This window comes from Candidatus Pantoea communis, from assembly GCF_011752685.1.
Lineage (GTDB): Bacteria > Pseudomonadota > Gammaproteobacteria > Enterobacterales > Enterobacteriaceae > Pantoea > Pantoea communis.
This window is the reverse complement of the sequence record NZ_VWXC01000019.1, coordinates 84,702-109,542: the sequence shown is the minus strand read 5'-3', so window position 1 is coordinate 109,542 and position 24,841 is coordinate 84,702. Positions and strand designations below refer to the sequence as shown.

At 48.6% G+C, this 24,841-nt stretch carries 18 protein-coding genes and 1 pseudogene; 5 read left to right on the top strand and 14 right to left on the bottom strand.

Translation table 11 applies throughout. From position 1 onward, the window contains the following. Nucleotides 1-14: 14 nt before the first annotated feature. From F3J37_RS21560 to F3J37_RS21540, 5 genes are all read right to left on the bottom strand, one after another. Entirely contained in the window at nt 15-1,370 is a 1,356-nt protein-coding gene (locus F3J37_RS21560; protein ID WP_166935657.1) for a RidA family protein, read from the bottom strand. A 27-nt stretch (nt 1,371-1,397) separates the two neighbouring features. Beyond that, nucleotides 1,398-2,921: a sugar ABC transporter ATP-binding protein gene (locus F3J37_RS21555; RefSeq protein WP_166935655.1), complete on the bottom strand. Its 1,524-nt coding sequence runs from the start codon at nt 2,919-2,921 to the stop codon at nt 1,398-1,400. A 47-nt stretch (nt 2,922-2,968) separates the two neighbouring features. Beyond that, complete coding sequence (locus F3J37_RS21550; RefSeq protein ID WP_166935653.1) at nt 2,969-4,018, bottom strand: sugar ABC transporter substrate-binding protein; 1,050 nt, start codon at nt 4,016-4,018, stop codon at nt 2,969-2,971. A 28-nt stretch (nt 4,019-4,046) separates the two neighbouring features. Next, complete coding sequence (locus tag F3J37_RS21545; protein ID WP_166935651.1) at nt 4,047-5,072, bottom strand: ABC transporter permease; 1,026 nt, start codon at nt 5,070-5,072, stop codon at nt 4,047-4,049. A 148-nt stretch (nt 5,073-5,220) separates the two neighbouring features. Continuing rightward, nucleotides 5,221-5,880, bottom strand: a complete 660-nt coding sequence (locus F3J37_RS21540; RefSeq protein ID WP_166935649.1) for a TetR/AcrR family transcriptional regulator — start codon at nt 5,878-5,880, stop codon at nt 5,221-5,223. Nucleotides 5,881-6,226: 346 nt separating this feature from the next. Between F3J37_RS21540 and F3J37_RS21535 the strand changes: the two genes are divergently transcribed. Both F3J37_RS21535 and F3J37_RS21530 read left to right on the top strand, forming a co-directional pair. Further along, entirely contained in the window at nt 6,227-7,624 is a 1,398-nt protein-coding gene (locus tag F3J37_RS21535) for an ISNCY family transposase (RefSeq protein WP_166935647.1), read from the top strand. Nucleotides 7,625-7,674: 50 nt separating this feature from the next. Then, nucleotides 7,675-8,091: a GNAT family N-acetyltransferase gene (locus F3J37_RS21530; RefSeq protein WP_240154151.1), complete on the top strand. Its 417-nt coding sequence runs from the start codon at nt 7,675-7,677 to the stop codon at nt 8,089-8,091. A 309-nt stretch (nt 8,092-8,400) separates the two neighbouring features. Here the strand turns inward: F3J37_RS21530 and F3J37_RS21525 are convergent, their stop codons facing one another. Beyond that, nucleotides 8,401-9,162, bottom strand: coding sequence for a hypothetical protein (locus F3J37_RS21525; RefSeq protein ID WP_166935645.1), 762 nt, complete (start codon nt 9,160-9,162; stop codon nt 8,401-8,403). Between the two features lie 2 nt (nt 9,163-9,164). Then, on the bottom strand, nt 9,165-10,349 hold the full coding sequence (locus F3J37_RS21520; protein WP_166935643.1) for an AAA family ATPase: 1,185 nt from the start codon (nt 10,347-10,349) through the stop codon (nt 9,165-9,167). Between the two features lie 636 nt (nt 10,350-10,985). On the opposite strand from F3J37_RS21520, the gene F3J37_RS21515 reads away from it, so the two are divergent. Further along, nucleotides 10,986-11,870 carry a RepB family plasmid replication initiator protein gene (locus F3J37_RS21515; protein ID WP_166935641.1) on the top strand — a complete coding sequence of 295 codons (885 nt, stop codon included), beginning with the start codon at nt 10,986-10,988 and terminating at the stop codon, nt 11,868-11,870. Nucleotides 11,871-12,607: 737 nt separating this feature from the next. Here the strand turns inward: F3J37_RS21515 and F3J37_RS21510 are convergent. Then, nucleotides 12,608-13,276, bottom strand: a complete 669-nt coding sequence (locus F3J37_RS21510; RefSeq protein ID WP_166935639.1) for a hypothetical protein — start codon at nt 13,274-13,276, stop codon at nt 12,608-12,610. Between the two features lie 29 nt (nt 13,277-13,305). Then, nucleotides 13,306-14,043, bottom strand: a complete 738-nt coding sequence (locus F3J37_RS21505) for a tyrosine-type recombinase/integrase (RefSeq protein ID WP_166935637.1) — start codon at nt 14,041-14,043, stop codon at nt 13,306-13,308. Between the two features lie 456 nt (nt 14,044-14,499). On the opposite strand from F3J37_RS21505, the gene F3J37_RS21500 reads away from it, so the two are divergent. Next, nucleotides 14,500-18,039 carry a hypothetical protein gene (locus F3J37_RS21500; RefSeq protein WP_166935635.1) on the top strand — a complete coding sequence of 1,180 codons (3,540 nt, stop codon included), beginning with the start codon at nt 14,500-14,502 and terminating at the stop codon, nt 18,037-18,039. A 445-nt stretch (nt 18,040-18,484) separates the two neighbouring features. On the opposite strand, the gene F3J37_RS21495 is transcribed toward F3J37_RS21500, so the two are convergent. Together F3J37_RS21495 and F3J37_RS21490 are read right to left on the bottom strand one after the other, a co-directional pair. Next, nucleotides 18,485-19,471, bottom strand: a complete 987-nt coding sequence (locus F3J37_RS21495; protein WP_166935633.1) for a ParB family protein — start codon at nt 19,469-19,471, stop codon at nt 18,485-18,487. Beyond that, a complete protein-coding gene (locus F3J37_RS21490; RefSeq protein WP_166935631.1) occupies nt 19,468-20,676 on the bottom strand; it encodes an AAA family ATPase in 1,209 nt (402 codons plus the stop codon). Before F3J37_RS21490 ends, F3J37_RS21495 begins: the two co-directional genes overlap by 4 nt. Nucleotides 20,677-21,148: 472 nt before the next feature. On the opposite strand from F3J37_RS21490, the gene F3J37_RS21485 reads away from it, so the two are divergent. Beyond that, the gene (locus F3J37_RS21485; RefSeq protein ID WP_166935629.1) at nt 21,149-22,024 is read left to right on the top strand and encodes an RHS repeat domain-containing protein; all 876 of its coding nucleotides are present in this window, start codon (nt 21,149-21,151) and stop codon (nt 22,022-22,024) included. A 190-nt stretch (nt 22,025-22,214) separates the two neighbouring features. Here F3J37_RS21485 and umuC read toward each other — a convergent pair. The 3 genes and pseudogenes from umuC to F3J37_RS21470 all read right to left on the bottom strand — a co-directional run bounded on the left by umuC (nt 22,215) and on the right by F3J37_RS21470 (nt 24,304). Further along, nucleotides 22,215-23,486: pseudogene (gene umuC / locus F3J37_RS21480) on the bottom strand (translesion error-prone DNA polymerase V subunit UmuC). Then, nucleotides 23,487-23,927: a translesion error-prone DNA polymerase V autoproteolytic subunit gene (gene umuD / locus F3J37_RS21475; protein ID WP_166935627.1), complete on the bottom strand. Its 441-nt coding sequence runs from the start codon at nt 23,925-23,927 to the stop codon at nt 23,487-23,489. A gap of 143 nt (nt 23,928-24,070) precedes the next feature. Next, a complete protein-coding gene (locus tag F3J37_RS21470; RefSeq protein WP_166935625.1) occupies nt 24,071-24,304 on the bottom strand; it encodes a hypothetical protein in 234 nt (77 codons plus the stop codon). Nucleotides 24,305-24,841 lie beyond the last annotated feature (537 nt).

Sequence of the window (24,841 nt, the reverse complement as noted above, 5' to 3'; positions counted from 1 at the left end):
CGCCTGCAACAGTGTTACGGCACCCAGGCGATGACGTCGAGCAAGGTATGCGCGCCTGGCACCACCAAAGGACCGCCTAAAATCATGGTGGTGGAACAGGGTTTCAAACCAGGGAAATGCGCGGCCCACTCTTCAACCGTTTCGGCAAAGTGTTTGCCATCGTCGTGGAAACAGGCGCGACGCACCACGTTCTCAAGTGACGTGCCACCGGCTTCACAAATGGCGGCAATGTTTTTCATCATGTAGCGCATTTGGTCACGCGCGGGCATGCCGTAATAAGGGAAATCAGGATTACGTGACAAAGCCGCGGGCAGAACACCGTCGCTATCGCACGGCAACTGCTGGCTGAGGAACAGGAAGTTACCGGCTTTTACGGCCTGCGGTTCATGACTGAACGGCTTCGGTGCGTTATCTGTTTCGATGGTTTCAATGATTAATTCGCTGTCATTGGCTAACAGCGTCAAGGCGATCTCGACTCGGCTGCCTTTGCCACCCAATCCCATATATGGAATCACGCAACGCGCCGGAGGATGCTCAGGGAACCAACGTTTCCAGACCTTTTCCATGCCTTCAAAGTCGGCAGGATCGCCGATATAAACATCCGCTTTAACGGCGCGTGAAAGGGATGTGCCAGCAGATTCGGCAATCTGCTGCAATTTCCACAAGGTATATTCCGTTTGCTGCTCAATTTCGGAACCGTACCAAACATAAGGATTGACGCGCGCCTCTTTGGCCAGCGCGCTCGGTTCACCGAGATTGATGCCGCTGCCGTAATCGCCTTGCCAATCCACCGGAATTTCCCCGGCGAGGAACACCCAATCCCCACGGCGAATCGCCGGTGAATAGCCCGCAAGCGGAGCCGGAACGCCAGCCGGAACCGGATAACCGATGTTTTCGCCATCGTCGTCGGCGAGGATCAAATCCACTTCGATTAGCGTGTCTTTAACTAACAGCTCATGAATGCCCATGCCGGTTGAAGCGGGACGCGGATCCTGAATGAATTTATTCCGCTCATCCAGATAGGGCGTGATGGTGATGCGCGGCCAGGTATTTCCCAGCTTGAACTCTTCCAGCGTCGGGAACGCAGAGACGTACCATTGCCAGATGCGCACCGCATCTTTGTTGATGTCGCGACCGGCGGCGGTTTTGGCGATATTGCCCAGCAGATAGCGCGACTGTAACGCCATGTCGTTGCCAAGATTTGGATTCGGCGATATCGCTTCTGGCGCCAACGCGGTTTGATAATCGCTGGCTAAATGCCCGGAAACAAACAGCCAGCCGCCGGCTTTAATCGCCGGTGTGTATGGCATTAACGGTTTGGGTGTGCCATCTGGCCAGACAGCTTCTGGTTTTTTATTGGCATTACTCATCTTCGTTTATCCTCGCATGTGTGAATTTCAGGAAAGAGCATGTTCAAGAATCGCTTTGTAGCTGGCCGCTTGGCCTTCGAGTTCCTTCACTAGACGCCCGGACCGCATCACATAGATGCGATCCGCCAGGCCAATGAGTTCTTCAAATTCAGATGAGGCGATCACCAATGTGCAGTCGTTGTGCCAGGCGGCCTGACGCAGCAACGCGTGGATTTCTGCCTTGGCGCGCACATCCACGCCTTGGGTCGGTTCTTCAATCAGCAGCAGACGCGCACGACTCTCCAGCGCTCGCGCCAGCACCACTTTCTGTTGATTGCCGCCGGACAAGCTGCCAATGAGGGTCTCTGCGCTGCCGGGCCGAATGGTGAGGTCATCGACATAGCGTTGCGCCATGTCGCGTTCGGCCTTATGCCAACGTAAACCCCAGCGCCGCACCTGCTGGCGCACGCGGGCGCTTAACGCGATGTTGGCGCGAATAGGCAAGCCCGGCACAATCGCCGAACCGCGCCGGTCGGCGGGAACCAGCAGAATGCCGTGGCGCAGCGCATGGCGGCTGGTCAACGGCGACAAAGTGCGGCTATCCAACATCACTTCACCTTGATGGTGAGGATCAGTACCAGCTATCGCGCGCAGCAGATTGCCGTGTCCGGCGCCTTGAACACCGGCAATGCCAACAATTTCTCCGGGCAAGGCATGCAGCGATACATCGCTAAACTGTTGCCCCGAGAGCTGCGACACCTTGAGGCGCGGAAAGGTGTTGATGTTGAGCGGCGTCGCGCGAACCGCGCATTCGGATGGCAGCTTTCCGCCGGGCTTCGCCATGCAATCCACAATGTCCTGACGATCAATTTCGCCGCGCCGGAAATAGCCTACATTTTTGCCATCGCGCAGAATGGTGAAGCAATCCGCCATGCGCATCACTTCCCCCAAACGGTGGGTGACATACAAGATGGATTTCCCCTGATCGCGCAGCTGTTCGAGGCGGTCAAGCAGCTGTTCTGCATCATGTTCCGAGAGCACGGCGGTGGGTTCATCAAGAATCAACAGATCGCCGGGATTCAGCAGCGCACGGGCAATTTGCGCCAAATGCAGATGCGGCACCGAGAGTTCGCTGGTCAGCGTGTGGGGTGAAAAAGTCGCGCCCACGCGGCTCAGCGCCTGCTCCACTTTCTCAATTTCATGCGGATTGAGGCGATCTTTCAGCGTGTGCAAGCTTTCGCTGCCCAGCAGGATGTTACGGCCGATGGAAAAACCGGGCACCATCAAGATATCCTGCGGCACCAGACTCACTCCGAGCCGCTGCGCCATTTGCGGGTTTTCCATGCGCACAGGTTCATCATTCAGCAGATAGTGACCTGCGTCCGCACGGTGAATGCCGGTGAGGATGCGGATCAGCGTGGATTTCCCCGCGCCGTTTTCACCCAGCAGCGCATGAATTTCTCCGCGTCTCAGTTCCAGATCAATATTGTCGAGCGCGACCACGCCAGGAAAGCGTTTGCCCACGCCGCTCAGGCGCAGCATCGCCGTGCCGTTTGTCTGTGCATTCAGCATGAATCTCTCCACGGATTAGCGGGCAGGCGAACTGCCCGAACAGGTGATTAGCCGAGAGGCTTGAAGTCAGCAGGCAAAATGCTGCTCTTTGACCACACTGGATTACTCAAATCGCTGGCTGTCATGGCGGCAACGGGCGCACAAGTGCGTTTTGCCGGAGGACGTTTTTCAAGGATGTCGATGGCCATTTTCACGCCGTAATAACCGGTGGAAATGGGGAAGTCGGGCAATACGGCAGTGATTTTGCTCTGTTTCAGCGCATCTTCCGTCACATTGGTTAATCCACCGGCGACATACACCGCTTTCTGGTACTCCGCAGGAATGGATTGCGGAGCCAGCAGGAAGGAACCGGTGGCGTAAATCCAGCTAAATTGTGGATTTGCCTGCGCGGCGTTGACGAATTTGGTTAAACCTTGTTGCGGATCGATATCGGTGCTGACGATGGTCGCGATCTGAAATTGCGGGTATTTCTTCAGCGTATCCACAAAACCGGCGATGCGCCGACGTGCCCAACTGGCGTTGGCCGGACCGCCCATCACAATGCCTTTGCCACCGGCAACATCCTGTTTTGCTAAGGCTTCTGCCGCCATCACGCCTTGGGTGTAATCGTCCTGAACCAGTTTCCACGATTGTTCACTGTTCGATAGCGTGCCGACATCAACCACCGGTGTGCCGTTGTCGATGGTGTCGTCAATAGTTTGCGCTAAACCATCGGGATCGGACGGGTTAATCAGCACCGCATCCGGCTTACGCGCCAGCGCATTTTCCAGTTGGGTGATTTGCGAAGCCGGGTCCATAAAACCTTTGCCCGCTGTGACGGCGAGTTTTACGCCGGCTTCGTTTGCGGCCTGCTGTGCGCCGTACAGCAATGCCTGAATGTACGGATTGGCGTACGAAGGCACCGAGAAGGCAATGGTGTAAGGCTTGCTGGCCTTCGTGATCTGCGTCTGCGCTATGTCATTGACGCCCAAGGTGACGTCGCAACTCATCGGTGTATGTTCGGCAGGCGTCAGCGATAACTCTTCGGCCCACAACGGCGCAGAATTGATCAGCAGGGCGACTGGCATTAACAGCAAAGGCAGGTGTGCTTTTTTCATACTCGTTTCTCCCGGTGAAGGCCAACCATCAAGGGCGGGCAGGCATAAAAAGACGTTTAAGCGGTGCGAGACCCATGCCGCGGGCGCGGGAGATAATCACCGCAATCACCAGCACTGCGCCGGTAATCATCTGTTGGATAAAGGGATTGACGCCGGCGATGTCGAGTCCGGTAGTCAGCAAGGTGATAAACACCACGCCGAGAATCACGCCGGTGAAGCGACCGATTCCGCCACCAATCACCACGCCACCAATCACGGCGGTGGCGATTGACAGAAGATCGTAGCCCTGACCAAGGCTGCCTTGCGCCACTGACACACGTGACGTCAGCATCACGCCGCCCATCGCGGCGAAAGTGCCGCATAAGGTGTAGGCCAACATTTCATAGGCTTTGACGGCGACGCCCGCCACGCGCGCGGTTTCGCGGCTGCCGCCGATGGCATAAATGTAGAGACCGAAACGCGTGCGCTGCATCAGAAACCAGGCGAGCAGCAACACAATGATGGCAATTGCGGCGGCGCTGGGAATGCTGCCCCAATTGCTGCGTCCTAACATCGATAACGCGCGAGGCAGACCAATGATGGTGCCGCCATTGGCTAATTGGTTGGCTAAACCGGCGGTTACGGTGAGAACGCCCAACGTCATCACAAAAGGCGTGACGCGAAATAGCGCGATGCCGATGCCATTAATGAGTCCCACCGCGGTTCCTGAAAGCACCGCGAGCAGCGCGGCAAGCGGAACGTCGATGCCAGCTTTCATCAGCAGCGCGCCGGTGACGCTTGCCAATCCCATCGTGGCGCCAACGGAGATATCAAAACCGCCGACGATCAATGCAAAGCTTTGACCGATTGACACCACCGCCAAGATTCCTGCGACACGCGCCATATTGTTGGCCGTGGTCAAGGTGGCGAAGCTGCCGGGAAATAGCAGTGAAAACAGCACGGCCAGAAAAGCGATAGCAAATAGGATCTGCAATTCCGTTGTGGTTAGCCAAAGGCGTTTTGGCTGTGTCGGCGACGCCGCGGACAGAGATGAAGCAGAAATGCTCTTCGCCATTTACAACCTCTCAGGGAATAAAAAAGCTATTGAGTTGGGATGGCTTAAGTTAGAACGTTCGTACTAACACTATCAATGCGTTGGGTAATAGCGTTTTTATATGATGAGAATTTGCGCTTATGGCGGGCAGCATAACTGCCCGTGAAAGTTATGGTGCAGGGGAGGTGGCGGGAGCGCGAAGGGCGGCAGCAAAGGCTTGAATGATGTAGCGAATGGATTCGCTGCTGTCTTCAGGCGAGCAAACACCGGAAGAGATTTCCGCCAATTGCCCGAAATCAGACATGGTGTAGATCATTGATCCCACTAAAAAATGGAAACGCCAATGCACATCTTTCAGCGACAAATGAGGAAGCGCTTTTGCTAATGCTTCAACAAACAGGCGATCATTTACGTCGTAGGCTTCACTGAGCGTGGCGCGAGAATCTGGCGATGCATCGGCGACTAAACGTGCGCGCATCTTATTGAATAAATCATGTTTATCGCCCGGCTGCACATTGAGCGCCGGTTGGACAAAGGCCTCGATAATAGCTTCAATGTCGTTTTCCAGCCCGGTAAGTTTTAACTGTTGCAGGCTAGCGCTACGACGCTCAGTTTGTGCCCGCGCACGACGCAAAAAGATATGACGAAACAGTGCCTGACGCGTACCAAAATGATAGTTAATGGCCGATAAGCTCACGCCAGCTGCGCTAGCTAAATCGCGAAAACTGACCAATTCTGGATTGCGTTCGGCAAAGAGCGGCTCTGCGGCTTCGAGTATACGTTGATAAGCTTCTCCTTGCGGGAGGCGCTCGCTTTTCTTTTTCAACATCATTAATCATTATGTACGAACGTTCTTACTAATTTAGTGAGATTACTTGAGCGACTGGGTTCATACAACTTTTCTCTGCTGCAGAAAATGAAAGCAGGGTATGAGGTGTTTTAACGGCCTAATGCGATCATGTATTGGAACCAATGCAATGATCAGCGCTGGTAATGTTGGAAATAACCCACTGATGAGAAAGTTGCGGCATCGTAAAGGTCCAAGTGCGCACTCAATTACATTATTTAACATAATAAGTATTGCGCGAATTTTTGTATGCTATTGATTAATATCAATATTAATGCATCTATTGAGTTTACCTGACCGCTTCGAGCTACCTGCTAAGGATCCTGTGATGACAGGCTCTGCTGCGGAGTTTTTAACGGTGAACGAACTTAACCAGCTTAAAGTTATTCAAATCGTTGTCGACCGATGGCTGATAACCCATCTCGCTGCTGAGCATCTTGGTATTTCCGACAGGCATTGTCGTCGCCTGCTTCAGCGCTATCGCACAGACGGTCCGCTGGGCATGGCTGATCGGCGGCGCGGCAAGCCCAGCAACTATCAGCTGCCAGCAGGCCTTGCTGAAAGTGCGGTTCAGATCATCCGCGAGCGCTACGCTGATTTTGGCCCGACGCTGGCCTTCGAGAAGCTGGCCGAGCTGCACGGCGTGACGCTGTCTAAAGAGACCGTACGCAAGCTGATGATGCAGTCAGGACTCTGGATCCCGCGCAGGCATCGCGTCCCAAAGATTCAGCAACCGCGTTACCGGCGCGCCTGTGTCGGCGAGCTGATACAGATCGACGGCTGCGATCACCGCTGGTGCGAGGAACGTGGCCCGGCCTGCACGCTGCTGGTTAATGTGGATGACGCGACCAGCCGCCTGATGCAGCTTCATTTCGTCCGCTCCGAGTCCACGTTCACCTACTTTGAAGCCACGCGCGGCTATCTGGAGCAGCACGGCAAGCCGCTGGCGTTTTACAGCGACAAGGACAGCGTGTTCCGCATCAACAATAAACATGCGGCTGGCGGCGACGGTCAGACGCAGTTCGGTCGCGCGATGAACGAGCTGATCATCACCGGCATCTGCGCCAACACCAGCTCTGCCAAGGGCCGCGTGGAGCGTGCACACCTCACGTTGCAGGATCGGCTGGTCAAGGAACTCAGGCTGCGTGACATCAGCACGCCTGACGCGGCTAACGCCTTTGCCGCTGAGTTTATGGCGGACTACAACCGGCGTTTCGCGAAGGCACCGAGGCATGATTTTGACGTTCACCGTCCGCTCGATGCAGACGACAACCTGAACCAGATATTTACCTGGCGCGAACCGCGCAAGGTTTCGAAAGCGCTGACGGTCCGCCACGATAAAATGCTGTTGCTTCTTGAGGATAACGATGACAGCCGCCGCGCGATGGGTAAGTATCTGGATGCCTGGCAGTACCCGGATGGTCGCGTTGAACTCAGGAGTCACGGCACGGTGCTCCCCTACGCTACCTACGACCGGCTGTCTGAAGTTGACCAGGGTGCGATCGTTGACAACAAACGGCTTGGACACGCGCTGGCCGTGGCCAAGCTGATGCAGGACAAGCGTGATAATACGCGGTCTCAGGGCCTCCCGGCCGGAACCGGGCCGAATCGGAGAAGTGCGAAGAAAGATCCAGCTAAAAAGCGGCAACGTGCGGTCAATGAGGATGATTTACTGGAGGCGATGATTGATTTACAGGCGCGAAGCCAGGAGATATTTGGAAGTTGAAGTATTTATCAATACAATCAGAGCGATACCGACATTCACAAGGATGAGAGATGAAGTTATTTTCAACTGAACGGACCGATGTATATCTGCTGAACTTAGACCATTCAGTCAATTTTCAGCGTTACTTGCTTGATAACAGAGCCAATTTCGCGCCCTTTGAACCACTGCGAAATGAAGAATATTTCACAATCAATAGCGTGGCTGAAAGGATCAGTAATGCGCTACTCGATTATGAAGAAAGAAAGTGCATCCTTATGGTTTTTACCTTTAAAGATGATAACAAAATTATAGGTAGTATAAATTTCACCAACTTTATATTCGGTGTTTTTCAGGCATGCTATCTAGGATTTTCAATCGACCGGGATTATCAGGGTAAGGGCCTGATGCATGAGGCGCTAAAAGAATCCATCTCCTATGTACATGATAAATATAATATTCATAGAATAATGGCTAATCATCTCTCTTAAAATTTACGCAGCAATAAGACTCTGAGTAGTCTGGGCTTTGTAAAAGAAGGTTATGCATAATCTTATCTGAAAATAAATGGTGTTTGGCAGAACCATATACTTAACTCGCTGATCCTTCCGGAATAATTAGCCACTTTATTAAAACTAAATTTTAATTTTAGTTAACCCTCAAAGCAGAGGGTTAGTTCTTTTATTAAAAGCCTAACCGGACACCTCAGGTTGCCTGAACCCGGTCATCTCTGCTTAGCTTTAACATAATTATCTTCATGATATTAATCGCATTTATTGGATTATAACCTCATCACCATCTCAAACTCCAAGTCGGTTAGCCTCTTGATAAGCGTTAATCATGTTTTGGTGGAAACTATCATAGCTTGGCATTACAGATGCTAGGAGATCTGTATCGATACCACGATCTTCAAGATAATTGATTTGAGAGGCGGTTGAAGCATCACCACCTAACGCCTCTTCCAACTGCATTTTAGCCGAGTTAATGGCATTGTCATTCCCGGATAAATCTTCAAGCCGTGTACAGTGCTGGTAATTATCTCTCAAAACGCAAAGCATCCAACTTTCTGATTTTGGCTTAGGAACCATCGCCACGCCACGCCCTCCAAGTTTACTGTCGTGAAACCCTTGCTGAATTGAATTGACTTTATCCTGCCAAAGTGAGGCATCAGCAGACCGCGTGCCATCACAATCACGAAACAGTACAGCTATGACGGAGTCATCACCATATTCAGCAGCAAGCTCAACAGACCTGTTACCTAGAGTCTTAGCATTACGATAAAAATAGCCAGTTTCCAGTGCACTATTCTTCTTACCCTGCAGGCTCATGCTCTTTCTGTTCTGCCGCTGCTCGCCAGCTAAACGAATCAGCTCAGGTTTGGCCACAAAGATGTAGCGGTCTGGAGTAGTATCGAGCATGGAGAAATTCATCAAGCCTTTGAGCTCTTTATCTACAAAATATGTCATTGGACCAAAACTGAATTCCGGTCGAGTACATTCACCCATTCTGTTAGTACATGAACCTAGGTCTGAGGGGCCCTCACCACTTAATACGACAATCATTATCAATCCTTGAATTGGGATGGTTGCTTCTGATCTAGCGCTATATTATCAAGCGTTAAAAGTTGCAGGTCGGTATCAATAAACGCCTCTCCAGGCCCCATAACCTCAAGCTTTTCATTAATACGATCAATACTGAAGAACGGTCGTATACGAGTATGTCCTTGGGGTGATTTGTAAACAAACTGAACGCCTTTGCGAGCGACATCATCCTCTAGATAATTCAGTATCATTGGACTGTGTGTGGTCACAATGACTTGTGTTTTTGCGGTGACAAGAGCATCAACAAGTTTTTCGATGATTTGTGGATTTATGCCGTTTTCAATTTCATCTAGAAGAAGCAAGGAACTTTCTTTGGATTCGACCTGCGCCATAACAGCCAGAATACGCAACAAACCGTCGTTAAGCTGTCCTGCATCAGTCTCACAAACGATCACATCCTCATTGGAATCTGAAAAACGTTCCGTGACAATCAGCCTCTTCCATCCTCCTTTTAAAGTTGAGGTACGCAGGCCAACTATCTGCGGATAAAACGATTTCAGTATCTGTAGCAGCTCCTTTCTTTCCTCGACCGTAAGCGTATCCAAGTAGCCTGATAGCTTTTCACCACCAATGCCAACGCCTGATGGCTTCAATTCTGACCGGGAGCGCTTACGCAGCAAATGAGGGGACAGCAGCTCAAGAGAGCGGATATTTTTGAGTGCATCACGGAAATGTACAATCTCTTCAGCAATCACATTATCTTTTAACGCCGATAAGATTGAACCTCTGTACTCGAACGGAATCGGTTCATAGCTCCGATCATGAGTTCTGTATTTACCATCAAGAACCTCAAGGTACATGTTATCATCAATGGAGATATTTTCCCTCGTCATTCTCATGTAAACGCGATTGAAGTGGCCTTGCCAGACAAGGGATTGACCATTCATATCAAAAACGACTTCTAAAAATATCGTTTGCAGCGAAGTCTTGCTGCTACTTGTCCGGGAGTGCAAATCCTTCGGTTCCCACCCTCGTGCGTCTAACCAGGTGTAAAGTTCACCATGCATCTGCTCTGATATGAAATCGATAGCCTGCAAAATGGTACTTTTCCCCGCACTATTCATCCCGACAAAACAGTTAAATTTCTGCAAGTTAATCGAGATATCAACTAATGATTTAAAATTTCGAATAGCTATTGTTCGGATCATTTTTAGCGCTCTTTTTCTTTCTAAACAATGCGTTAAGATGTGAAGTATATATTACTCACCATCAGTTTACTCAGTTCTGACTTTAAGTTCCTATTTTGCTTACGCATGGGCTCATTAAGCTCCATCTGATACTCACAATCGATATTTGGGACTTATCGCAAGCCGGCATTGGACTTTGACCCTCTTTAAGTCATCTTAAATGACTCTGAGGTGTCTGTTAAACCCATGGCGATTCAATTTATTCAGATACGATATCTTCATAACAACATGTAACGGTGAGCGGCCATGCTGTTTACTGTATGGTCGTAAGGCGCTATGCAAGCCGTCAGGCGCGGCAGATTTTTACTTTTATCAACATATCCACCGGATAGATCAATTGTTTTAAGATCATAAGAAGATCATATTGAGATCAATAGAAGATCAAAAGAGATCACCAGCGCTCTATCTTAATGATCTAAATGAGAAAAACTACACATCGGGTATCTACTTTCATGAATAAGGTATTTACTTTCATGTGCTTGGTATCCACTTTCATGAAAAAGGTCTCTACTTTCATGGAAAAGGTATTTACTTTCATGCTATAAAGGTATCCACTTTCATGATAATGCGATCTTATTGACCTGTGGGTGTGGATAAGTGGGAAACGACAATAAAGTCATAGACATAAACAATCCTTTTGCGATCGTTAAAAAGGATTCAGAAACAGTTTATCTACTGGAGCCGAACAGCAACAAAACCGTTCAGCCGGTGGCATTACTGCGTCTGAGCGTCTTCACTCCCGTCGCGCCCAAGGAAAAAGGAAAGCGTGACTTTCTGATTGACGCGTCTGATGAGCTCTCCAGCCTTGAGGTGGCAAAACGCGAAGGCTATACGGATATCAAGATCCAGGGCGCCAAGCTGAGCATGTCCACGGATTTTAAAACGTGGCTTGGCATCATCATGGCCTTTTCCACCTACGGCTACAGCAGCGAAACCATTCGGCTTCCCTTTACCGATTTCGCCAAGATGTGCGGCATCAAGTCGGCAGATCTCAACGCCCGCTCTCGAAAGCGCCTGCACGACTCGCTTTTCAGCATTTCCAGCGTGACGCTCGCCTTCAGCAGTAAGGATGGTAAGAAATCCATGTTTTCTCACCTTGTGCAGCGCGCGGTGCTCAACATGAACACGGATACGGTGGAGATCACGGCGGACAGCAATCTGTGGGAACTTTACCGCTACGATCATAAAGTCCTGCTGGGCCTCAAGGCGCTGTCCGAATTGTCCCGTAAGGAAGCCGCACAGTCACTTTATATCTATTTTGAGAGCATGCCCGGCGGTACGCTTTACATCTCCATGAAGCGCCTCAGAGAGCGTCTGGCGATGGGGTCGCCCGTCAAGCTGCAGAACTCCATCATCAGGCGCGCGATGGCCGACCTGAAGAAGATAGGCTACATCGATTATACCGAGCTGAAAAAAGGCCGTGAGATCCAGTTTGTCATCAGCAGCCGCTCTCCCAAGCTTCAGGCGTTATCCGGTCACTGATTTTCCGGAAAGGTATTCACTTTCATGCAGACGGCACTGAAGTCTCTGCTTTCATGAGTTAAACGTCAAAGGTATCTACTTTCATGAATGGCCGGCGGAAACCTATGCCATACCTGTCCCATTCAGGGTATATACATTCATGTATCCCGTTGTAAGGTCGCCCCCCCTGACGTCACTGGGCGTTATCCGGTCTTTGCTTTCATGTAGACCTCCGCTGAGGTCTCTGCTTTCATAATGATCCCGCAGTAAACGTATCTACTTTCATGGAAATCGCGCACCCGTCACGTAGCGGTTCATGAAAGTAGATACCTTTCTGTGGGACGATCAGTGTCTCTTCATGAAAGCAGATACCTTCAGGCTGTGTTTACGGACTGCAGCATGAAAGTAGATACTCTTTCAGATCAGCGATTACCCGGTAGGACAGTATTCATGCAAGTAGATACCCTCATCATGTAAGTAAATACCTTCAATCGGGTTACGAAGCCCTGTCCGATTTAAAAGTAAGTGAGTGGTTGCTAACTATGAAGAGAAGGTATAATGGGCTCATTAGCTTTGAACTACATTCCGGCAGGCGGGAGTGAGTATAAGTTATGCTTGCGGCCGCATGGCGGGGGGGAGATCGTGAAAAGGTATTCACTTTCATGGAAGGCACAGGAATATGTCAGTCAGGGCTTACCATTGCGCCGACCATCATGAAAGTAAATACCCTTTCCAACGTTGCTACACTGTCACCTTTTTCACTGGCGTGAAGACTGTAACTTGCATTCGTCACTTGCTCCCGTCTCCCGGTTATTAAATGCTTCCAGATCAGCCTCCAGAACCCGGGTCATTGCCGGAGTGGGCACCGATGAAAACATCAGCCACGGAAAACACCAGGTAACCATGTTCAGCAATATTGCCGGTGCAGTGTACTCGATCCCGGCCTTCCACCCTATCAGGCCGGAAATCGCCAGAACCAGGCCGAACGACAGGGGAAGGTTTACGTATGCATATCCCCACCATGCGCGCTGGCACCATTTTTTATCAAAACGGATCTGACCGTCCTCTTCGCTGAGCCAGCTGCGCCATGATGCAAGATATCGTGGACGCTGATTGAACTGGTGACAGAACTCAACCGCCAGAGGCTGTAGCCGGTAGTTAAAGATGCCCGTCAGCGGATGCAGTGCGAGCTGCTTTAGTTCGCGTTCTGCGAGTTCTTTCGCCTCATCACTCAGGTAATCCATTGTTCGGATCTGAATAAGACGCTGCTTTTTACGGTTCAGGAGGTCGCGTATAAACCCGGACGGATCGGCTTTAACCAGCCACGCGTATACAAGCGTCGCCATCATAAATCCCGCCATCACCAGCCAGACCTGAGAGCCAAATTTAAAAAACAGCTCCACGGCTTCAATTATTCCGGCAGGCATCCTTTGTTACTCCTTTTCACTGATTTAATTCATACGGGCGGCAGGCTTTTCAGCACCGCCGCCGCTTCCGCGCCCTGCCCGCTGAACGAGACCGCGAGTGTGGACGCGACGTCCAGCGCAAACACCCGCGTATATACCTCAATCGATCGCGCATCCTTGTGTCCCGCCAGCGCCTGAATCACCTTGAGCGGCTGACGGTGGTACAGCAGGTGCATGATGTACGAGTGACGGAACGTGTGCGGCGTCACCGGCACCGAAAAGTGCACGCCGTCGTCCGCAGCGCGCGCCACCGCCGCCTTCAGCCAGTTGCGCATGGTTTCGTCCGTCACCTGCCAGAGCAGCTCGCGGCGCCTCGGCCGCTCGCTCGCGAGCCAGACCTCGACCTGACGGACGTAGGCGGGATCGGTGAGCGGCACCATGCGCACCGCGTCCTTCGGCGGTCTGCCCCGCCGGCTTCTTACCTTCTCGGACAGAATTTTCACGAACGGCCGGGGGCCGTCTATCACAAACGACTCCGGCGTCAGGCTGCAGGCCTCGCCGATGCGCGCGCCGGTGTTCCACAGGGTGCTGAACAGAAAGTGGTGGCGCCGGTCAGGCATGTAGTGCAGCAGGGCGGCGATTTCGGGTGCCAGTAAATAGAAGGGCGTCGTGCCATTGGCGGTGGCCATGCGCCTGAGCGCCACCGCGGTCGCAAAATCGGTGCCGGGCGCGAAGGCGAGCGTGGTGACGCGTTCTGGCGAATTCTGCTGGGGAATGAGGCTGTTCATCCGTTAATTTTCACGTAGCGATGTCTGTGCATAGAGAGGGCTATTTTCGCCCGGGGGGCGTTCGGGAGCCAGATCAATAAATCGCGGAAAAAGGATCCGGGATTTGGTTTTACCCGCAGATTAGCGGGTTATCCAAATCCCGTAAAGGATCCTTTTTTCCCGGAAAACCGCCCTTCCCCTTGAGCCACAAGGCCTGCGGGCCCGATCCCGCCGTTTGGTATAAATGGTGAAAAGCCAAAGAGCAGTGTTTATCAAGTGATGCCTACGTTACCTGGCACTTTAATACGTTAAGGAGCGTGCTTCATCTTGAAGCTCTACAGAGCATGATTGCCGAACACTGCGCGAACCTGTAGCTGACACTGGACTAACTCAACCTCAAGAGGCAGCATGTTATGAGCATCGTACCGGGACTCTAGTGGGCACGAATTCAATGATGAATCCAATAAGGAAATAGCCGTGGCAGGAACAACAGGTAAAGCGCTGACGAACCCCATATCCTCCGGTGGGGGCGGACCAAGATTTGAAGCTTGTATCCAGGCGAAGTTTGTTACTTTGATGTTAAGCGGAGGATTTTCTCCTTGCCTACCCCCCTGGCCTATTAAAGAAATAAAGTTGCAGGGTAAGGTGGCTGGATATGATACTGATGACCTTATCGTTATTATAGAAAACCCGGTTAATAATGAACTTAGGAAACTCCTAGGTCAGGTTAAACACTCAATTTCGATGACTTCAAAAAGCTCACTCTTTGCTGAAGTTATTCAGGCGGCATGGAATGACTTTAACAATGCCGACATTTTTAAAAAAAATCGAGATGTGATTGCACTTATAACCGGTCCAATCAGTTCCACGGATATGGAAGGCGTGAGCCACTTACTAGAACAGGCACGACATTCAAAGGATGATAAAGAGTTCTTTGCAAAAATATCAACGGCCATATTCTGCTCGGACAACGTCAGAAAAAAACTTCAGGCTTTTAGAGAACACTTAAATAAAGCGAATGGAAATCAACCCGTAGCGGATATTCAGGTGCACGATTTTCTCAGACACTTTCATTATTTAGGTTATGATCTAGATCGTAAGAGCGGTGTTATCTCATCTCTCTTACAATCGCATATATCTCAATTTAACAAAGATATGCCTGCTAAGATTTGGAGTCAAATTATCTGCGAGGTGCAGGACTTTAATCAAATGGCGGGGACAATAACCCGAAGCAATATCTCTGAGGAAATTTTAAACTTTTTCCGAAAACCATCGTTGACCTATATCCCTTCAGATTTTGTAACAACAGAAGTAAGGAAGACAAAATACTGGTCTTCACATGAAAATGGAAAGGATTTATTTCTTTTAAATATGATTGGTGCATGGGATGAAAATAACAAGCACGATCGTGAACTTATTAAGGAGATTTTAGATACAGATATTGATACGTGGATACTCTCGCTGAGAAAGCTATCAATTATCCCTTCTCCTCCTGTTCAGTTTAAAAGGGGAATATGGAAAATTAAGGAGCGTACTTCATGCTTCGAAGATTTATATGATTTCTTATTTGAAGATCAAATTACTAGGTTCTGTTCAGGTTTTTTAATCGCGTTTAATAAAATTGATAAAGCGATAAAGTTAGATGAGGATGTATCCGGGTTCAGGTTTGGACTGGATAATGAGCTTTTATATTCAGACGCTTTAAGGAATGGATTATCTGAAACTTTCGCGCTTCTGGGATCCCGTTTATCAGATTTTAAAAACTGCAAACCTTACGAAGTTCAGCACTCTCTTAATGAGGCTTTAGAGCAACTGCTGGCAAAAAGTGGCTGGAAACACTGGGCCACAATGGATCGGTTCATGCCAAATCTTGCAGAGGGAGCGCCTGAAAAGTTCCTGAATGTACTGACCGAAAAAAGGGAGAATGAGCCTGAGCTCTTTGCAGAACTTCTGAAGGAATATAATACTGGCTTTAGCCCGATCAAATACTGCCTGGGCCTGATCGGCGCGCTTGAAACCCTTGCCTGGGAGGGGGTGTTCTTTGTAAGAGCCATTATATTTCTAAGCTGGCTTGCGGAGAGAGACTCAACCAGTAAAATCGCAAATAATCCTTTTAACTCCCTTAAAGAAATATTTTTACCATGGCGACCGCATACGTTAGCAACGAAAAGTAAGCGGTTAGCAGGTTTGAAATTACTTTTCAAAGATTTTGATGATGTTGCGTGGACTTTGGCTCTATCGTTGCTGCCAAACATTATGACAACCTCTACTGGGACTCGGGAACCAAAATGGTGGATAATGCCTGAGGGAAAATGGGAACCTACTGTAACAAATCGTATTTACTGGGAAACATGTGAAGTTGCTGCCAGCGAGGCTATCAGGCATATCAATGGGAGTACAAAAAGGTATTTAAATCTCATTGATAATTTTGCCAGTATACCGGAACCGCAGTCTGAACAGTTTTTGCTTATCCTAGGAAATATTGTTCCGGAGGAATTATCTGATGAAGAGAAAAATAAAATATGGGATGCACTGCTTAAATTTAGCACCAGGCACAAAAATTACCCTGAAGCTAACTGGTCTCTAAGTCCTGAGCAATTGCATCCAATTATTGATCTTATTCCCCGGTTCAAACCCCAGGATAAGATGATAGTCTACCGTAAATTCTTTACAGATGATGTTTTTTCAATGCATTCTAGAAAAGACTGGGATGAATTTGAGAAAGAGCAGTCTGAAAAACAGAATGCTGCCATCGCTGACCTGTATGCCATTGGCGGTCTGGATAAAATCATCGATTTCGCAAAAAGTATAGATCGTAATTATCTTGTCGGAATAAGTCTTTCTATTCTGGGTAATGAAGATTTGGACTTTCAGATTATTAGTATGCTTCCAGATTTTGAAGGGGATAAAATTTATCCATTTTTATCTTCTTATGTCCTAGGAAGAAAAAACACCTTAGGATGGGAATGGTTTGATAGTCTCGATAAATCCAAGCTTAGGAAAAATGAAGAGGCTTACGTGCTCTCCTGTTTCCCTTTTACAGATGAAGTATGGGATAGATTAAATTCAAATAATGAATCCACTTACTGGAAGATCGCGCGTCCAAATTTCCATCAAAAAATCACTGACTGTAATTTACCATTGCGTAAGTTACTGCGACATAACCGACCAGGAGCCGTAATTAATGCAATAAACCAGTGTATTTTTACTAATAAAGTAGTAGATGCAGATATTGTAGTCGAAGCTCTGCTTAAGTACACCGGGAAGAACGACGATGAAAATATTGATAATGTTCCAGATGTTTATGCAATTAAAAAAATAATATCATTGATACAGGAAAACAATACCATTCCTCAGGAAACGAAGCTTGCTATTGAGTGGAAGTATCTATCCCTGCTAGACCAGTTCAGTGAAATTAAACCCACTTCCCTTTTCAAGGAAATGAGTGCTGATCCTAATTTCTATAAACAGATTATTTCCCTGATCTACCGTCCAAGAGATACCGTTTCTGATGATAAGGAACAGGTAACGGAAGAAGAAAAAAATATGGCCGTGAACGCATACCGTTTGCTATCTAACTGGGATTTAGTGCCTGGCACTGACGCAAATGGTATTTTTAACTCCGTTCAGTTTGAAAAATGGTTTGATGAGCTGAAAACGCTGGTTCTTGATTCTGGTCAACACGACATGGCACTTTATCATCTGGGTAATGCTCTGATGTCTCCTCCATCTGATCCATGTGGGCTTTGGATACATACTGCTATTGCAGAAGTTCTCGACCATCCTGACATGGACAGGTTACGTGAAGGATACCGGATAAGTATTCTGAATTCCCGCGGAGCTCATTTTGTAGATCCTGAAGCTAAGGAAGAACTCGCGCTTACACAAAAATATCTTAAGCTGGCTTCTGAAGTAGAAGATTATGGTTATCTACGACTGTCAGGGACGCTGATGAGCATTTCCAACATGTATGCCGAAGAAGCCCGTTCCCGTCTTCAGGATAGAACTTTGGAGTAACAGACCTGCCACTGCCGGCCATTTCGGCTAACTTATGATTGGCAACGCTACGTGAATACTTGACGACATTGGGTACCAATGCGCATCACATTTCACGTAGCGATGTTTAAGTGAATGGATTCGTTTTAGTTAGGGATTTTGCTAAATCAGTTTCAATGCTGACATAAGGCAGGTAATTATTGTTTTTGACGTGTTTTTTAAACACGATGTGAAATGTATTTAAGGTAGCTCATTGATTCTCTTATGTTTATTGTATTTTTCTATTCGTTGACGAGACATTTTTTCGGTGAGTTAAGCTTTTTTTAATGGGAATTTCAACCTGAAATTAAGCGTAGTTTTTATTATTTAACAATGATTTAGGAATGATTTTAGGAGGGTTGTCAATCTCCAGACAGAAAGATTAAGCGGGAAGACTATCAAAACTCTCCCGCTTAGTTAGTTTATTTCATTTAGACTTCATGTCGGCCAGCATTCGTTCGATAACCGCTTTGACGGCGCAATCTAGCTCATCCTGATAGGTTGCCGGAAGGCGGGAGAACTCATAGGAAACGAGGCGTTTATCTGTATCGATTTTCTTACGGGCAAACTGCTTTTTATCTGCAAAGTCAGCCATCTTCTCTGTAATGACTTTTTTGGTCCCACGCGTTAATTTGGCATCCGCACTTTCCGTACGGAAAAAGCCAAGAATTTTTGTTTTGATAGCCGTTTCGTCAAGCCCGATAAAGGAGTCGTTAGCCATACGTTCACGCACCCCGGCAGCCAGTGCATCATAGCCGATGTGTTTTGAGGTGGCCTTTTCAGCGGCATCAAGCAGGGTCTGATAGTCGCTGATTGACAGTTCGTTCACTGAGGGAAACACGGCAATCATTTCATCTGGTACAGCTGCCGCCTGAAATGCTCGCGTGACCTTAGACGCAGACAACCCTTCAGCTGAAGCGATATCAGCCTGCTTCATGTCATCTGGATACATCAGTTTAAGGCGTTTACCTAACTCACGTAGGGTATGTTCTTTGGCTGTCTGGATATCGACTGCCAGCTGACGTGCATCAGCAAGTGACAAGTCATCACGTGTTACGAGGACTTCAAATGGCGTGTCATTGAAGATACAGGCTGCGCGGCGGCGCGATCCATCCAGTATCTCAATGCGCCCTTCCACCTCACGACCAATCGCAGGAAAGAACTGCTGAAGTTTAATCGTGCGGGCGATATCGCTGACTGACTCCTGCGTCAGGAAACTCTGGTCGCGGCCATTGATGGATGCATCCACAAAAGTCTGTGCTTCAATGTCATCGTGCAGAATCTTTGTGAGAGTAAAACGCGCCTCTGCACCGGATTTGAGGGTGAAGACCCGTTCGCTCTCTGATTCGCTCATCATTTTTGAGAAGCTTGAGTTTCCTAGCTGGCGGCCAAGTTTGACCATTTCCTTTTTCATTTTATACCCCTTACAAACTCAATTCGTTTAAACACCGCCTGCGTAAACCGCTCTGCTTCACGTTTTGCATTTTTCAGGGCCTCAGAACTCCCCGGATATGAGCTGGGGTCGGCGCTGACGATGGTGTCGAAGCTTTCTCCACAGCGTTCAAACCCATCCAGACGTGGCAAGGTGGCGTCGAGAATATGAGACGTGAAGACATCCCGTGCCAGGCCATGTGTCATTTCATGATCGCGCTTTGAGGTCATCTTGGACATAAAACCAATGTTGCCCTTAATCTGCGGTGTGATGCCCTCTTCTTCTAACTGCTCGATCATTTCCGGTAAACGAGTGAGATATTTGAGCGTTGAGTGAAAATCAACCTGAGCTGGCGGCGTTGGCGTCAGCAGCAGATCGCTTGCAGCCAATGCATTAAGCATGAATGCATCAAGGTGCGGACCCGTATCGACGAAAATGAAGTCGTAGTCTTTACCAACACGATTAATGATGGTCTGGCGAAGAACATCCGAAGGCAGCATGTCAGGAAGATGCTGTCTGACGAGGTCATTCCACTGACTCGCGATAAAGCCATCATCAATGGAGGCTGGGATCACATCCACACCCGGGATAATGGTGGGCTTAATGATGTCATCTTTAAGCTGTTCAGCGTCTAGGTCGTTCAGCATTGCCTGCGCAGCCGTTTCCATAATGGAACCAATGCTATTGGCATGGTTCAGAAACATGGTGCTGGAAGCCTGTGGGTCGAGGTCTATCACCAGAATACGCAGGTCGTGCTGCAGCAGATCCTGATGAACGCGTAGGCCATGTGCCAGGGTAACGGTACTGACTGTTTTTGATACGCCCCCTTTCAGGTTCACGACAAAGACAACAAAGGGGCCTTCACCGGCGTGTATATCGCGATATTTAGGAACCTTACGATGGGCATAGATGTCCATTACGTCCTGAATGGTAAGCGCATAATGCTTTGCATTACCCGCATCTTTTTTCCCGAAAACATGGCCCTTCTCTTCCATTTCATCAATTGCCTGCTCAACGGCACGGCGGCTTAGCTTAGGAAGGTTGGCAACCGAATTTCGTGTGAAAGTCTGATAGTACTGATCGAGACCAAATTCATTACGTCTTACTGTAATGTCGTCACTCATGCTGCGCAGCATTGCATTTGCTCTGCGTGCCGTCTCATCTAATCCGCCGTAATTACTCTTCATTCGTCCGCCCCGTTGGCAATCAATGATGCAAGTGTACGCAATATAATTGTACGTGCAAGATTTAATGGAAAAACATCAAATGTTTGTACGTGTGAAATTATCCGTTCATTTAACTTGTTAGTTGCATGAGGCAACAGCACAGTAGCGCTATACAAAGCTGCTCAGTGTTTGGATGACCGCCCTCCCCTCTTCCGGATTAGCTATTTTAGTAGAACGAGAACCTCAAGTTTTTCCCATCATGATTTCACGTCTAAGTTGATGATTATCATACTTAAAGTATCAGAATTTCAATGTGAAATTCCCGTTCTGATTCATGTCAAATCTGAGATGTAATCAATGCGAAACAGATTTCGAACAGAATAACAAATGAATCCTATACAAGAAATTGCCACAAGAAGATCATCAACCCTAAAGCCCAGGTTCTCATCTTTTTTTAAGATAATGCATTATTCATTACACTCAAGAAAGAAAAATGAAATTCATGACTAATGCTGTGTTGGTATGCCTTGCACTTCCCTGCTCGCCTATGGCTGTGGCTGCTGCCTGCGCTTCTGAACAAAAAGCAGTGAATCAAGTTAACGCGTCAATTCTGGTAGACCAGACGACCTCCCTTGTTGTGCCGAAATCCATTAATATGCAGATCGAAAGCAAAGATGGTTTTATGCAAGGAAAAGGTGCCTTCACGTTTGACCAGTGTGGAGGGCTTCTTCAGGCCGACATTGTTCAGGAGAGAAATGAAAAAGCACCCAAAGGTATCCTGACATCAATTTTCACCATGCATGCAAGCAGACGGGAGTATGGCTGGGATACAGTTATGACCTTTCGCAATTCTTTTACTGATACCCTAACGCAAAAAAACACCCTGTTTGTTGATGCTCAAATCAAAGGTGCTTACTTGGTTAACCCGAAGGGAGCTATCGAAAAGTCTGGTGATATTACAGAAGGAATCTATGGCACCCTGAAGCAGACGAGCACAGCAATGACTCATTATCAATATAACGCTAAAGGTCAAATTGTTGGCGCCAAAAGAACTAGTTCTCTCAAGTCCGACCGAACTTTTACTCAATTCAATTACAACGCTGCAGGTCAGCTGACTGGCAAGCAATCTGCTTCAAGAAAATCAGAATACAGTTATGACAAGTTAGGCAGGCTGGCAAAAGAGATCAGTATTCAGATTTTTTCCACTACTGAGAAAGCGGTAACACGCTGTCTCAAGAGGGATAAGTTTGATCAGTGCATAAACGCGGTTGAGCATGTCACAATTATTATTCCAGATTATGCTGGGGGCAAAGACAAGATTGAAGAGCATGATGTGAACGTGAGCCGTTCCTATATTTATTGGGAGTGATTTACTTGGCCATGTCGCGGGTGTGTTGGCACACTCGCCGAGCTAACGTCGGCAAAATGTAAAATCATGCAGAAAACTTAGTTTGGGATTTTGTAAGTAGTCTAATCAACCCCATACGGTCTAATACTGGCGTTTATAAAATGCGAAATATAAATTGTGAAGTTAGCATGGCAAAGCAGATAGTTGCTGATTAGCATATTCTGGCAATGGGCAGCTCTTTCCAGTTAGTAGTCCAGGCTTTGCTTAACATCTCTCGCTTCATGCGCCATTCCGGCTGAATTCCTTTGCCTGCGAAACCGATGCTGTAACGCCCGGAACGATTCATCTTATCCATCAGACTCATCAGGGCATCACTTCCCGCACGTGGAGCATGTTCATCAAACAAATTGAGTTGAGCGAAGCCGTCAGGTCGCAACTCGCTCAGCATGATACCGGCTTTAGCAAATCGAAAACCCGGCTGCCAGATGCTATCAAGTGATCGTATGGCCGCCTGAATAATGTCGCGTGTATCCTGTGTTCAGACCTGAAGTCGGACAAACGCTGTGTTGCTGTAGCCGGGCCGCCCGTTGTCAAAAGGTGAAGTGCGGATAAAAACCGAAACGTGGTGGCAGAACTGACGGTCTTCACGCAGCTTTTCACCGACACGCTCGGCGTAAGTGCAGATAGCCTGACGCATGGCCTCATAGGTTGTAATGCGTTCCCCGAAACTTCGGCTGACCACTATTTGTTGCTTAGGGGGAGGGGCATCCTCCATTTCAATGCAGGACTCACCGTTGAGCTCGCGCACGGTCCGTTCCAGAACGACACTAAAATTCTTACGGATAAACACAGGGGAGGTGCGTGCCAGTTCGAGTGCTGTTCTGATGCCTAACAGATTAAGCCTCTTGCCGATTCTAGAACCCACGCCCCACAGTTCTTCGACGGGTTGCCGTGACAACATTTGCTCAATGCGCCCGGGATTATCAGCTGTCAGCGCCAGCACGCCACGAAACTGGGGCCACTCTTTGCTTGCCCACTGAGCCGATTTTGCCAGCGTTTTCGTTGGTGCCAGGCCACAACCCACCGTCAGACCGGTGCATTGCAGAACATGCTCCCGGATCATCCGCCCGAAATTTTCATAAGGCATGGTCAGTTCCATTCCCCTGCAATCGCAAAATCCCTCGTCCACCGAATACACTTCCAGGCGGGGAACAATCTCCTCAATACAGGACATCACCCTGTTGCTCATGGAATGATAAAGCGCGTAATTGCTGGAGAAAAAATGGATCTTAACGGGGAACTGCTGGTTTTTAATTTTGAACCAGGGTTCTCCCATGCGTATGAATTTTTTGGCTTCTTTGCTTCTTGCTATAACACAGCCATCGTTATTCGAAAGAATGCAGACAGGTTCATTTCTTAGCGAGGGCTGAAACGCCTTCTCTACGCTTGCATAAAATGAATTCACATCGATAAGCCCAAACATTCAGTTTCTCCGGCGCGTGGTGTGAACGAAATGGATGACTACGCCAAAAATTTGAAGAGAATCAGGATCGGGTTTGATGACAGGGTAGGCAGGATTCATTGGCTGCAGAACCGGCCCGTCAGGTGTGATCAGCAGGCGTTTTACCGTAAACTCGCCGTAAACCTCAGCGATGATAATGTCACTGTGTTCAGGTTTCAGTGAGCGATCAACGATAAGCAGGTCACCGTCATACAGGCCAATGTCCTGCATGCTGCTGCCCTGTGCGCGCAGGAAGAAGGTGCTTGCCCTGTGAGTGATGAGATGCTCATTGAGGTCCAGCTCCTGCTCAGCGTAGTCCTGGCAGGGTGACGGAAACCCGCACGGTACGCGTTCAAGAAACAGTGGCCGGAAACGGGGAGGCGGATTAGACGCCGGATTTATCAACTCAAAGGCGTTGAACATAAAAATAGTCTCGCATGAAATAACTGTATATATTTACAGTAGTATTAACTGGCTTTCAGGCAGACGCAAGATGCTCTTGGCAGGGGAGGGGAGGTAAACCTGTCTGTTCGTTGATTTTTAAAGCTATATAATCCTCCGTGTGATTATAAAATAACCAACCGTCTGCTCGCTACTAACTGCATGGTATGCAGCAATCTATCCACAGCTTTAGGCATCGGGTGTGCAGGGCTGATGTGGATAGCCTTGCATTCAGATACTTCAGCCCCATCCACCTCATCTCTTTCTTCGCTAAACACGGTGCGCTGGCCCGGGTTATATCCTCTTGATAAGTGCGAGATACAGCTGCGTAAACAGGTGAAGTGGGTTTTGCCATTCATGATGCTTTCCCTGGTGGGCGTTTTGGGTACGGACGTGGTAAACAGCTTCCAAACTGAGGATAACTTTCGATATCTTTTATCACTGACAGTTTCTGTAGTAGCGATCGCTTTCTGGTGCTGGATGGCAGCCTGTGCTGTGAAAATATTCAGGATTAGCAAATAGCTGAGCGCTGCAAGCCGTCATTGGCCTCCCGGCAGGCCGCCGGATCTTCAACCTGACTGCGTTAACCGGCGAAGCCAGTATGCTTCGCTGATTCACTAAAGGATGCATTACGGGCCATAAAGCTTAGCTCTGAAGGTTTAATAATCTGCTGGTCCTCAGCGGACTGAGAATGTCATCAAGAACAATTAATCCTTACTGAAGTGGAAGATGCATTTATGGTGGCATGCCAGCACATCTCTTAATGAGATGACTGTATTTAATCAGGGGCAGGAAAGTTAACATGAACCAGACAGGAAACGGTTTGCCTCCGTTTCCTGCACTGACTGAGTAAAGGAAATGACGTGCTTTTCTAGTCAGTTTTCGCGGAAAGCCCC

What these genes read in the sequence shown, in the direction of transcription:
- F3J37_RS21510 (WP_166935639.1), bottom strand. Translation starts at nt 13,276, where the DNA reads ATGCCTGCCGGAATAATTGAAGCCGTGGAGCTGTTTTTTAAATTTGGC.
- F3J37_RS21485 (WP_166935629.1), top strand. Translation starts at nt 21,149, where the DNA reads ATGAAATTCATGACTAATGCTGTGTTGGTATGCCTTGCACTTCCCTGC.
- F3J37_RS21495 (WP_166935633.1), bottom strand. Translation starts at nt 19,471, where the DNA reads ATGAAAAAGGAAATGGTCAAACTTGGCCGCCAGCTAGGAAACTCAAGC.
- F3J37_RS21540 (WP_166935649.1), bottom strand. Translation starts at nt 5,880, where the DNA reads ATGTTGAAAAAGAAAAGCGAGCGCCTCCCGCAAGGAGAAGCTTATCAA.
- F3J37_RS21560 (WP_166935657.1), bottom strand. Translation starts at nt 1,370, where the DNA reads ATGAGTAATGCCAATAAAAAACCAGAAGCTGTCTGGCCAGATGGCACA.
- F3J37_RS21505 (WP_166935637.1), bottom strand. Translation starts at nt 14,043, where the DNA reads ATGAACAGCCTCATTCCCCAGCAGAATTCGCCAGAACGCGTCACCACG.
- F3J37_RS21535 (WP_166935647.1), top strand. Translation starts at nt 6,227, where the DNA reads ATGACAGGCTCTGCTGCGGAGTTTTTAACGGTGAACGAACTTAACCAG.
- F3J37_RS21525 (WP_166935645.1), bottom strand. Translation starts at nt 9,162, where the DNA reads ATGATTGTCGTATTAAGTGGTGAGGGCCCCTCAGACCTAGGTTCATGT.
- F3J37_RS21555 (WP_166935655.1), bottom strand. Translation starts at nt 2,921, where the DNA reads ATGCTGAATGCACAGACAAACGGCACGGCGATGCTGCGCCTGAGCGGC.
- F3J37_RS21530 (WP_240154151.1), top strand. Translation starts at nt 7,675, where the DNA reads ATGAAGTTATTTTCAACTGAACGGACCGATGTATATCTGCTGAACTTA.
- F3J37_RS21470 (WP_166935625.1), bottom strand. Translation starts at nt 24,304, where the DNA reads ATGAATGGCAAAACCCACTTCACCTGTTTACGCAGCTGTATCTCGCAC.
- F3J37_RS21545 (WP_166935651.1), bottom strand. Translation starts at nt 5,072, where the DNA reads ATGGCGAAGAGCATTTCTGCTTCATCTCTGTCCGCGGCGTCGCCGACA.
- umuD (WP_166935627.1), bottom strand. Translation starts at nt 23,927, where the DNA reads ATGTTCAACGCCTTTGAGTTGATAAATCCGGCGTCTAATCCGCCTCCC.
- F3J37_RS21520 (WP_166935643.1), bottom strand. Translation starts at nt 10,349, where the DNA reads ATGATCCGAACAATAGCTATTCGAAATTTTAAATCATTAGTTGATATC.
- F3J37_RS21550 (WP_166935653.1), bottom strand. Translation starts at nt 4,018, where the DNA reads ATGAAAAAAGCACACCTGCCTTTGCTGTTAATGCCAGTCGCCCTGCTG.
- F3J37_RS21490 (WP_166935631.1), bottom strand. Translation starts at nt 20,676, where the DNA reads ATGAAGAGTAATTACGGCGGATTAGATGAGACGGCACGCAGAGCAAAT.